Origin of the sequence: Thalassospira permensis NBRC 106175, assembly GCF_000714555.1 — a bacterium.
Classification (GTDB): domain Bacteria; phylum Pseudomonadota; class Alphaproteobacteria; order Rhodospirillales; family Thalassospiraceae; genus Thalassospira; species Thalassospira xiamenensis.
In genome coordinates this window covers 1-10,241 of record NZ_AUNC01000043.1, presented here as the reverse complement: position 1 = coordinate 10,241, position 10,241 = coordinate 1, and the positions used below count along the sequence as shown (strand labels likewise).

Below are 10,241 nucleotides of genomic sequence, written 5' to 3'. Positions count from 1 at the left end.
CCGCCGGGCCTTCCAAACACAGCTCAATATTCCCTGTTCAACGACTTCGCAAAACCCCTGACCTTTAATGGTCAGGGGTTTTGTCGTTTCATGCCGGTCTGGTTGCGCGAAAGGCGGTTATATTTCCCGATGCCGTTCGATTTCACGTTCAAGAGCGCGAAGCCGGATCAGGTTTGATGCCGCATCGGCGGTTGTCGAGAGCGCATCGCGTTCCGGCTGGCTCAATGATCTGGGAATTTTATCTATGACGCAGACCGACCCAAGGGCAAAGCCGAGCGGGTCGCGCACGGGGGCCCCGGCATAAAAGCGAAATCCGAAGGGTTCGGACAAGGCCGGGTTGGTCGAAAAATGAGGGTCTTTCGTCAGGTCTTCGATAACTGTCAGATCGTTTTCGTAAAGGGTTTTGTTGCAAAACGCCCATTCGCGCGGGGTAGAGGCCCCTTCGAAACCCGTGCGGGATTTGAACCACTGTTCCGTCTGGGTTACCAGCGTGAACATGGCAACCGGTGATCGGGTGGCGAATGCGGCCAGATTGACCAGGTTGTCAAAGCTTGCCTCCGGGCCGGAGCCGACAAGGCCGGACTGTCTTACGGCTTCGAGCCGGACGCGCTCGTTCCAGGGGAGTGGATAGCCCGTGGGGGCGGCTCTTTTTTTGGCTGACGCAGTCAGATGTTTGAGGATTGCGGCACTGGTGGCCGCGACATCGGGATAGAGGGGCAATTGTAGTCGGTCATGGCCGATGGGATTGACTGCGTTTTCCGTGTTTTCAGCCGATGAGATGATGATTGTCTGCCGGAAGCGCTGATCAGCTTGCAGTTCGGCCAGCAGTTTCCTGTTGTTACCTGACGTGGCATTTTCAATCAGAACAAGCATCGGGCAGGTAAAGGAGAGCCATTTCCGGGCTTCCAGCGCGTCTTCGGTGACGTCCAGTAAAAGACCCGATCCCTTCAGGCCATGTGCGCGCCAGTCGGGAGCCCGGCCTTCGCCCGCAAGGATGATGGCCCGGGCGCTTAGCGGCAGGTATTGTTCGGGCGTGTTGTGTTCGACCAGATCCATGACCGCCTGGCGCGGTATGCGACGATGCCCGCCGGGGGTTTTCCATGAAGGGAGCTGGCCGCTTTCGACCCAGAGCTGGGCGGTGCGTATCGATACGCCCAGAATTTCCGCCGCCTTGGCTGTCGTCAGGATATCTTTCACATCAATCACCCATTTCTTATAAGCAATGAAATAGCAAAATTTGCCAAAAGTGCAAGAAATGGAAAGTTTGACGGCGCGGTTTGATCGTCGCGGGACTACTTTTGCGCCCTTCTGGCGAGGAAGCTTCCTTATGGCCGAAGGTTGCTGCCTGCGCGATCTTTCCCGGTGGCGTTGCCGTTGGCGCGAGTGTGGGTCATCAAAGGGCAGGTCATTAAGGGTGTGAGGCCGGAAAAGAAAATCTTTCCGGCCTCACGAAAAGCAACAGCGGGGGGCTATGAGGGATCAGGGCGCTGTTGCTTTATTCCGGCGGCAAGTTGCGTATCGTGTGCGGCAAGGATCATGTCCGCAGCACGTTCGCCGATGACAACGCAGGGCGCCATCGTGTTGCCGGTCGTGATGCGTGGCATGATCGAGGCATCGGCGATGCGAAGATTTTCAATGCCATAGACTCTGAGCCGGGCGTCAACTACGGACATTCTGTCGAGACCCATTTTTGCGGTACAGGATTGATGCCAGTATGTGACGGCCGAGTTGCGGACAAATTCGACAAGGCCAGCATGATTGCGCGATCTTGGCGCGGTTTCGCCGCGAACCAGCGGGGTGAATGCCGAATGGTTGCCGATTTCGCGGCATAGTTCGACTGCGGCAAGTGCTGCTGTCACGTCTTCGGGGGCGCTGAGCGCATTTGGTTCGATAAGCATATTATCGTACATGGTCGGACCGGATAGGCGCAGCCGTCCGCGGCTTTTGGGTTGGGCCAGTCCGGCAAACATTGTCCAGCCATGTTCAGGGGTTTCCAATTCTGCTTCGGCAGGTGAGGGAACGGGGAATTCAAGCTGGCATTGAAGGATGTCGGGTTGCTGGAGACGGGAGTTGCTTTTCCAGTACACGGTTGCCTCGCATCCGCCGCCCCCGACGTCCTCGGGCTTGCGATATTCCCATGTACAGCCAAAGGCGATGTGATCCTGATGGTTTTGACCGACACCGGGCAGGTGTTGACGTACCTTGATGCCGTGTCTGTTCAGCTCGTCCTCGGGACCGATGCCCGATTGCATCAGCACTTTGGGGGTGTTGACCGCACCAAGAGACAGGATCGTTTCGCAGGTGGCGCGGAACTGTCGGATTTTACCGTCGAGCATGACCTCGACACCGACGGCCTTGTTGCCGTCAAATATCAGGCTGGAAACAAGCGCGCCGGTCAGGACCGTCAGGTTTGGCTGGTGCATGGCCTTGTAGGTATAAGACCTGAAAACGGACTGGCGTTTGCCATCCTTGATACGCAGATCGGCAATCGCCGCCCCGCCGGTGCATTCCATCATCCGCCCGTTCGGGCTATCGAATACCGGTATGCCCAAAAGACCAGCGGCATCGACCATGGTCTGTGCAATGGGTTGCGGCGAAGAGGGTTGTGCGACATAGGCCGGGCCGCCTTTGCCACGGCGCGCCGGATCCGGTGTGCCCTGCCAGTCTTCGATGCGGCGATAATATTCCAGAACCGATTTATAGCCCCATTCCGGATCACCGGATTTGGCGGCGAAATAGTCCCAGTCCTCTTTGTGGCCGCGCGACCAGACCATCACGTTGATGCTTGATCCGCCGCCCAGTCCCTTGCCCATGCTGAGCGGCAATCTGCGCCCGTTGAGCGATGGGGCGGGTTGCCCCATGAAGCTCCAGTCACGTTCACTGCCAAGGTTTACGGGCCATTGAGCAGGTTCCATGACGGAGGGGGCGGTATCGTCGCCACCGGCTTCGAGCAGCAGGACGCGGATGTTTTCGCGTTCGGCAAGCCGTGCGGCAATGACGCAGCCGCTTGATCCCGCACCGCAGACGATGAAGTCGTAATGCGAGCGCAGATTGTTGCACAGTTCATTCTGGTTTCTAAGCACGTCTGTGTGGATCTGTATGTCTTCGCTGATCTGGTTCATGTGAGCCTCCATGGCACCGGGTTATGGCAAACAGGAATCTCCATAGGGTGCTGTGTGAAAAGAGGCAACAGAAATTATCAATTTTATCAAAATTATCAAATTTGAACTAAAATTCCGTGTTTGATGATCTGTGGCGCGGGGGAGGTTTTTGTCCTGTCTGATGCAGGCGTCCGGCAGGAGGAAGAAAACCGTAAAATTGGAGGTAATTAATTGTTTTAAAAATATTATTTCTTGGATGTGATTCGACGTCATTTGACGTGTTCATGGTGGTCGTGTGAGGTTTTTGTTGCCAGTAATTGTGGCTGGGGAGGAAGAGTGGTGATCACCTGAAAGTGATAATAATGATGGAAATGAAATTGAGTTTTCGGGTTTTGGAGGCGGCTGACGAGGTCTGATTTCGGATTCCCGATATTGGAGTCCGCTTGTTCGCGTCGGGGATTTTGCGGTGCGAGTCCGGTGTTTGTTCGACGCACGTGAGGTGATGATTTCACGCATCCGTGATGAAATGCCGGGAAACTCTCACACTGACTTGATATTTCGTGTGCCGAAGTTGCAATGACGATGATCCGCCCGGCTGCTACCAGAAAGACATCGCCAACACCGGCGATCGGGTTTCACGCAAGAGGGATGACATCATGAAAAATGCATTGGTATTGGGCGCAGCGCTGACGGCGGCTGTTTCGCTTGCTTCTGTTCATTCTGCGCAGGCAGAGGGTGCCAAGGAGAAATGCTTTGGCGTATCGCTTGCCGGGCAGAATGACTGTGCCGCCGGGCCGGGCACCACATGTGCCGGGACATCGAAAGTTGATTATCAGGGCAATGCCTGGAAGCTGGTCCCGGCCGGGACATGTGCGGATATGAGCTTTACGACCGCCGATGGGCGCGAGGTTATGGGTAGCCTTGAGGCGCTTGACCGCGATCTGCCGAAATCCTGATGTGATCATGCCGATCCGCCAAAGCGGGTCGGCATCTTTTTTCGGGGGGCTTGCCATGATCAACAGCCAAAACAGCAGCAGATTGCCAAATCGGGCCGGTGTCGGTTTCAAGGGCGAACACGCCGATGACGTGATCGGCCAGCCCAAGCAGGTCGGCTGGTTTGAAATCCATCCGGAAAATTACATGGTGGCCGGTGGGCCGCGCCTGGCGGTGCTCGAAGCCTTGCGCGCCGATTATCCATTATCGATGCACGGGGTTGGACTGTCCCTTGGCGGCGGGGAGAGGCTTGATCCTCATCATCTGGCTGATCTTAAGCGGCTGGTGGAGCGGTTTGAGCCCGCCATGCTGTCGGAACATATTGCATGGTCAAGCCATGGCGGGCTTTATATGGCCGACCTTTTGCCGACACCAATGACGCAACAGTCGCGTAATCAACTGGTTGAGGCGATTGACGAGGTGCAGACGGCAACAGGGCGCAAAATCCTGATTGAAAATCCGACCTCGTATCTGGCATTGCCGCAAAATTCGATCCCGGAAATCGACTTTATTACCGAAGCCGCGCGACGTTCGGGCTGCGGGCTTTTGATTGATGTAAACAACATTTACATTTCAGCCTGCAATCTTGGCTTTGACGCCAGCGATTATGTCGATGCGATCCCCGGTGATCTGATCGGGGAAATCCATCTGGCCGGGCATGAGGCGGATGCCAATGCTGATGAGACGGTTTTGATTGATACCCATTCCCGACCGGTAGCCGATCCGGTCTGGGCGCTGTTTGATCGGTTGATTGCGCGGATTGGGGCGCGGCCGACCCTGATTGAATGGGATAATGATGTGCCCGATTGGGCGACGCTTCGGGCCGAGGCGGCGCTTGCAGATCGGCACATTGAGCGGTTTTCGAAAGTTGGCCCGATGCGGGTGGCGTCATGATTGAGGCGCGGACTCTTCAGGGGGAATTTTCCCGTGCCCTGATGGCAGCAGACCCGTCTGCGCGGCCCGATGGCTTTGACCCGGCGATGGCGGAACGGTTTGCGATTTATCGCAATAATGTCCATCGCGGGCTTGGTGATGCGTTAATCGCGGCCTATCCGGTGGTGGCGAAGCTGGTGGGGGAGGATTTCTTTCGGGCGATGGCGCAAGCGTTTTTCCGGGCCGAGAAAGCACGCCCCGGGTCGCTTGCGCTTTATGGGGCCGGTTTTGCCGATTTCATTGATGGTTTCGATGCCGCGGCGTCAGTGCCGTATCTTTCCGATATTGCCCGGTTGGAACGCGCAAGGCTTGAAGCCCTGCATGCGGCCGATGATGCGGTGACCACGTCGGAAATGCTGCAATGCATTGTGAATGATCTGGCGCCGGTTGCCTTTGTGCGTCATTCGGCCTGCTTTCTTGTGCGGTCCGGTTTTCCCATCCATGCGATCTGGCAATGCCAGCAGGAAGGGGCGGAAAAGCGGCCTATTGTGCAATGCGGGGAAAATATCCTGATCACCCGGCCTGACATGACGGTGCAGCAAATCCTGCTGGATGATGCCGGGGCTATTTTTGCAGGCAGGCTTTTGTATCAGGCACCGGTTGCCGATGCCTTTGCCGCCGCAATCGCCCGCGATCCGCAATTTGATGTGACATCCACCTTTGCCCAACTGATTGCCGCCGGGGCGTTTGCCGGTTTGAGGGAGACATAAAATGCAAACAGCGATCAAAAGAATGACCGGGCTGCATAGGTGCCTGTTTGGTGCACTTGAAGCGCGGACCGATGGCTGGTTCATCGGGCTTTCGGCACGTTTGTGGTTTGCCGCGATTTTGCTGCCTTATTACCTCAATAGCGCAATGACCAAGGTGGCGGGGGATAGTTTCCCCAGTGCCGGGGCGTTTGCGCAGATCGTGCCGTCGATTGCCGATCAGTATTTATATGACACGGCGGCCATTCCGTTTTTCCCGTGGCATATCATTGTGATTGCCGGGACTTTGGCGGAATTCGTTTTGCCGGTTCTGATCGTGCTGGGCCTGTTTACCCGTTTGGGGGCGCTTGGCATGATCGGGTTTGTGGCGGTTCAGACCGTTGTGGATATCACAGCCCACGGTGCGGCGACGGGCGCGCTTTTTGACGGGCAGCCCGATCAGTTGATCGATCAGCGAATGTTATGGGTTTTTGTGTTGCTGATGCTGGTGATCAAGGGGGCGGGTAAATTTTCGCTTGATCATGTTCTGGCGCGGCGGATGCGTGACCGGTGAAGTTTTTTATTTGGCGATCAGAAGCGCCCGATGGTCGCTTTCGGCGCGGAGTGTTGCCAGATATTCCTGACTGACGTCATGGACCGACATGATGTGGGCGTAAAGCAGTTCTTCGGCGGCCTTGTGATCGCCACGCAGGATGGCATCGACGATGCCCTGATGTTCCTCGTGCGAGGAGGCGAGGCGGGGCAGGCTGTTGAATTGTACCCGGCGGAAGGGGGCGACCCGCCGACGCACGGCCTGGGTGACTTCGACCAGCACGTCATTATGGGTTCCGGCATAGATCGCATTGTGAAATTCACGGTTCTGGCTTTCATAAGCCGGGCTGTCACCCGCGCGCATGGCATGGGCCAGTTCGTGATGGAGTTGTTCGAGCGCGTGGCGCTCACCACTTGTCATGCGTTTGGCGGCCAACCGCCCGCAGGTGGCTTCGAGTTCGGCCATGCTTTCAAACATCGCGGTCAATCGTTCCGGCGTTGCCAGCGAGACATAAACCCCGCGATTGGGGATTTTTTCGGCAAGTTCGGTCGCGGTCAGCAATTGCAGGGCTTCGCGGACCGGGGTGCGTGACACGCCAAAGCGTTTTGCAAGCTGGGTTTCTTCAAGCCGGGCACCGGGAACAAGCACGCCGGTGACAATATCGTCTTCGAGGGACTGGCAGAGTTTTTGCGCAATGCCGACCGGTTCGGGCGCAGGTTGCGGGGCTTGCTGCAGATGGATCATGTGCCGTTTCGACCCTTTGATCTTGTTGTCGGTTAATGTTCCGGGGCTCTTTTCGTGCTTTTTTGGCACCCTATACATCCGATGTATACATGATATTTCCCGCAAAATCCAAGCGCAACTGTGGCGTGCGGGATTCCGTTCCCGGCGTCACCCTGTAATATGTTTAATTAATATGCATATATGTGGTGCAGTAATTTAATATGATTAAAAAATAAACAGTAAAAGAGGGTCTGTTGAGGCTTGAAATAAGTTAACTTATTGAAATATAACAGATGGCACGTCGGTTGCACGGTGTATACACAATGCGGGCCAAGATCCGTTCGATGATATTATCCGCGTATTGCGCTTTCTCTATCAGGGAGACACCGATGACCAACCTTAAAAGACGCGACTTTCTGACGAAGTCGGCATTCGGCACGGCAGCCGCCGGGGCGGCTGTTTTTGCCACGCCGCATGTTGCGCGTGCTCAGGAAACCTTCAACTGGAAAATGACCAATGCCTATGGTCCGGGTTCACCGTTTTACGTGACCGGCCCGGGCAGCCCCGAGGATTTCTGCAAACGTGTGACGGAAATGTCGAGCGGGCGTCTGAACATCCAGCATTTTGCCGCTGGTGAACTGATCCCCGCCCTTGAAGGCTTTGACGCCGTTCAGGCCGGTACGGTCGAGATGAATGCGGCCAATGCCTATTTCTGGGCGGGCAAGATTTTTGCCGCACAGTATTTCACCACCGTTCCGTTTGGTTTGAATTTCCAGGGAATGAATGCGTGGCTGTATCATGCGGGCGGGCTTGAGCTTTGGCATGAACTGTATCAGCCCTATGGCCTGATTGCGTTCCCGATGGGAAATACCGGCGTTCAGATGACCGGCTGGTTCCGCGAACCGATTGAAAGCCTTGATGATTTCAATGGCCTGAAAATGCGTATTCCGGGTCTTGCCGGCAAGGTCTATCAGCAGATCGGGGTTGAGGTGAAGCTGCTTCCGGGCGGCGAGATTTTCCCGGCCCTTGAACGTGGCGTGATTGATGCCGCCGAGTTTGTCGGCCCGTATCAGGACCGTCGTCTGGGTCTTCAGAAGGCAGCGAAATATTACTACACCACCGGCTGGCACGAACCGTCCAACGTGACCGAGCTTCTGATCAATCAGAAAGCATGGGAAAGCCTTCCGGCCGATCTTCAGGCGATTGTCAAAAACGCCGCCCAGGCATGCAATCTTGACAGTCATTCCTGGTGCGAGGCCAACAATGCCGCGGCCCTTCGTGATCTGGTCGAGAATGAGGGCGTTATCGCCCAGACCCTGCCTGATGATGTCGTCAACAAGCTTAAAGGCATCACCAAAGACACGCTGGAAGCCGAAGCCGCCAAGGACCCGCTGACCAAAAAGGTCCATGATGCGTTTATGGCGTTCCGCGATACGCACCGTGAATGGGCGGCGGTGAGTGAAAAGCCCTATCACGGCATCATTTCATCCAAAGACGGGATGAGCTGACATGAATTCGACCCGTACAGAACCGTTGTCAGAACCGCTTCCCGAACCATTTCCCGATCGTGTGTTGGGATATATCGTCGATTTTGCCGGATGGGCGGCCGCGTTAAGCGGTCTTGCGCTTGTTCTGGTAGTCGGCGGCAATGTGTTGCTGCGTTATGTGTTCAATACCGGCAGTGTCGCCATGCAGGAACTTGAATGGCATCTGGTATCGCCGATTGCCCTTTTGGGGATGGCATATGGCATGCGGCACGGCGGCCATGTACGGGTCGATTTCCTTTATGACCGGCTAAGTGACCGGGCCCGCGCGATGATTGATCTGTTTTCGGCGATCCTCATGCTTATTCTTGGTGCGGCGATCATCTGGTTTGCCATTCCCTATGTGAACCAGTCGATCATGATGGGCGAAGGTTCGCCCGATCCTGGGGGATTGCCTTATCGTTTCCTGCTTAAGGCGTTTATCCCGGTCGGGTTCGGGTTGCTGTTCGTGCAGGCGATTGCGCAGGCCCTGATCAATTTCCGGCAGGTGGCCGGGGCGGGGCAAGCTGCCGATGAGCCCGATGATGCCGGTTACGCCACCCATAAAACCGCCACTGAAGTGCCTGGGGAATAATCGAACATGACTGGTAATGAATGGCTGGCCATTGGCATGGTCGGCGGCTTTTTCGGCTTCCTTGTTCTTGGGGTGCCGGTGGCGATATCGCTTGCGATTTCGGGTTTTGCCTTTGGCATTCTGGGATTTGGTACCGGGCTTTTTAACCTTTTGCCCGCGCGCATTTACGGGGTTGTGACCAACTATACGCTTCTGGCCCTGCCGCTTTTCATCTTCATGGGGGTGATGCTTGAAAAGTCGAAACTGGCCGAAGAACTGATTGATGTGATCGGCCATGCCATGGGCCGCCTTCGCGGCGGCATGGGGCTTGCGATTGTGATTGTCGGGGTTCTGATGGGGGCGTCTTCGGGCGTGGTCGGGGCGACGGTCGTGACGGTCGGCTTGCTGTCGTTACAGCCATTGATCAATCGCGGTTATAACAAGGGGGTGGCGTGCGGTGTGATTTGCGCATCGGGCACGCTTGGGCAGATCATTCCGCCAAGCCTTGTTCTGATCCTGCTTGCCGATATTCTTGGTGAATCTGTTGGGACGCTGTTTGCCGCCGCGATGGTGCCGGGGCTGATCCTTGCCGGGATGCTCGCCCTTTATCTGGTGATACTCGGCATTTTCAAACCCGACATGGTGCCCGCGATCCCGCAGGATGAACGCGATGCGCTCGCCACGCGCGATCTTATGCTCAAGATTGCCAAGGTCGTGCTACCGCCGCTGGCGCTTGTTTTTGCGGTTCTGGGGTCGATTGTTGGCGGGATTGCCGCCCCGACCGAGGCCGCATCAATGGGCGCGCTTGGCGCGTTGCTTCTGGCCCTGTTTACCGGGCGGCTTGATTTCGGGGTGATGCGCGATGTGTTGCGCGATACCCTGATCACCAGTGCGATGGTGTTTTTCATCCTGATCTGCGCGCAGCCCTTTGGCCTTGCGTTTCGCGGGCTTGGCGGCGAGGGGCTGGTGCATGCCATGTTTGAATGGGTGCCCGGTGGCGATATGGGCAACCTTCTGTTCATGATGGCGGTGATCTTTGTTCTTGGGTTCTTCCTTGAATGGATCGAGATTTCCTATATCGCGCTACCGATGTTTTTACCGGTGTTTATCAATAGCGGCATCGACATGGCGTGGCTTGCGATCCTTGTGGCGATG

10 protein-coding genes are annotated in these 10,241 nt (G+C 56.2%); 7 read left to right on the top strand and 3 right to left on the bottom strand.

What is annotated here, in order from left to right; translation table 11 throughout:
* Window positions 1-117 precede the first annotated feature (117 nt).
* Both SMB34_RS16680 and SMB34_RS16675 read right to left on the bottom strand, forming a co-directional pair.
* Window positions 118-1,197 (bottom strand): helix-turn-helix domain-containing protein, encoded by a 1,080-nt coding sequence (locus SMB34_RS16680; protein ID WP_156962695.1) that lies wholly within the window; start codon window positions 1,195-1,197, stop codon window positions 118-120.
* Between the two features lie 272 nt (window positions 1,198-1,469).
* Complete coding sequence (locus SMB34_RS16675) at window positions 1,470-3,122, bottom strand: GMC family oxidoreductase (protein WP_037991750.1); 1,653 nt, start codon at window positions 3,120-3,122, stop codon at window positions 1,470-1,472.
* A 635-nt stretch (window positions 3,123-3,757) separates the two neighbouring features.
* Between SMB34_RS16675 and SMB34_RS16670 the strand changes: the two genes are divergently transcribed.
* The 4 genes from SMB34_RS16670 to SMB34_RS16655 are packed head-to-tail and all read left to right on the top strand — an operon-like array spanning window position 3,758 to window position 6,287.
* Entirely contained in the window at window positions 3,758-4,057 is a 300-nt protein-coding gene (locus SMB34_RS16670; RefSeq protein ID WP_007092465.1) for a BufA1 family periplasmic bufferin-type metallophore, read from the top strand.
* 55 nt (window positions 4,058-4,112) lie between these two features.
* The gene (gene bufB, locus SMB34_RS16665; RefSeq protein ID WP_037991762.1) at window positions 4,113-4,988 is read left to right on the top strand and encodes an MNIO family bufferin maturase; all 876 of its coding nucleotides are present in this window, start codon (window positions 4,113-4,115) and stop codon (window positions 4,986-4,988) included.
* A complete protein-coding gene (locus tag SMB34_RS16660; protein WP_051682360.1) occupies window positions 4,985-5,737 on the top strand; it encodes an HvfC/BufC N-terminal domain-containing protein in 753 nt (250 codons plus the stop codon). Before bufB ends, SMB34_RS16660 begins: the two co-directional genes overlap by 4 nt.
* Window position 5,738: 1 nt before the next feature.
* Window positions 5,739-6,287 (top strand): DoxX family protein, encoded by a 549-nt coding sequence (locus tag SMB34_RS16655; protein WP_084716673.1) that lies wholly within the window; start codon window positions 5,739-5,741, stop codon window positions 6,285-6,287.
* Between the two features lie 6 nt (window positions 6,288-6,293).
* Here the strand turns inward: SMB34_RS16655 and SMB34_RS16650 are convergent, their stop codons facing one another.
* Window positions 6,294-7,010: a GntR family transcriptional regulator gene (locus tag SMB34_RS16650; RefSeq protein WP_037991754.1), complete on the bottom strand. Its 717-nt coding sequence runs from the start codon at window positions 7,008-7,010 to the stop codon at window positions 6,294-6,296.
* A gap of 368 nt (window positions 7,011-7,378) precedes the next feature.
* On the opposite strand from SMB34_RS16650, the gene SMB34_RS16645 reads away from it, so the two are divergent.
* The 3 genes from SMB34_RS16645 to SMB34_RS16635 form a co-directional block, all read left to right on the top strand.
* On the top strand, window positions 7,379-8,497 hold the full coding sequence (locus tag SMB34_RS16645; RefSeq protein WP_037991747.1) for a TRAP transporter substrate-binding protein: 1,119 nt from the start codon (window positions 7,379-7,381) through the stop codon (window positions 8,495-8,497).
* A gap of 1 nt (window position 8,498) precedes the next feature.
* The gene (locus SMB34_RS16640; RefSeq protein WP_051682359.1) at window positions 8,499-9,107 is read left to right on the top strand and encodes a TRAP transporter small permease subunit; all 609 of its coding nucleotides are present in this window, start codon (window positions 8,499-8,501) and stop codon (window positions 9,105-9,107) included.
* Between the two features lie 6 nt (window positions 9,108-9,113).
* Window positions 9,114-10,241 (top strand): TRAP transporter large permease (locus SMB34_RS16635; RefSeq protein ID WP_037991745.1); only part of this gene is annotated, 1,128 nt, incomplete at its 3' end.

Coding starts and splice junctions, on each gene's coding strand:
- SMB34_RS16675 (WP_037991750.1), bottom strand. CDS start 3,122: ATGAACCAGATCAGCGAAGACATACAGATCCACACAGACGTGCTTAGA.
- SMB34_RS16670 (WP_007092465.1), top strand. CDS start 3,758: ATGAAAAATGCATTGGTATTGGGCGCAGCGCTGACGGCGGCTGTTTCG.
- bufB (WP_037991762.1), top strand. CDS start 4,113: ATGATCAACAGCCAAAACAGCAGCAGATTGCCAAATCGGGCCGGTGTC.
- SMB34_RS16660 (WP_051682360.1), top strand. CDS start 4,985: ATGATTGAGGCGCGGACTCTTCAGGGGGAATTTTCCCGTGCCCTGATG.
- SMB34_RS16655 (WP_084716673.1), top strand. CDS start 5,739: ATGCAAACAGCGATCAAAAGAATGACCGGGCTGCATAGGTGCCTGTTT.
- SMB34_RS16650 (WP_037991754.1), bottom strand. CDS start 7,010: ATGATCCATCTGCAGCAAGCCCCGCAACCTGCGCCCGAACCGGTCGGC.
- SMB34_RS16645 (WP_037991747.1), top strand. CDS start 7,379: ATGACCAACCTTAAAAGACGCGACTTTCTGACGAAGTCGGCATTCGGC.
- SMB34_RS16640 (WP_051682359.1), top strand. CDS start 8,499: ATGAATTCGACCCGTACAGAACCGTTGTCAGAACCGCTTCCCGAACCA.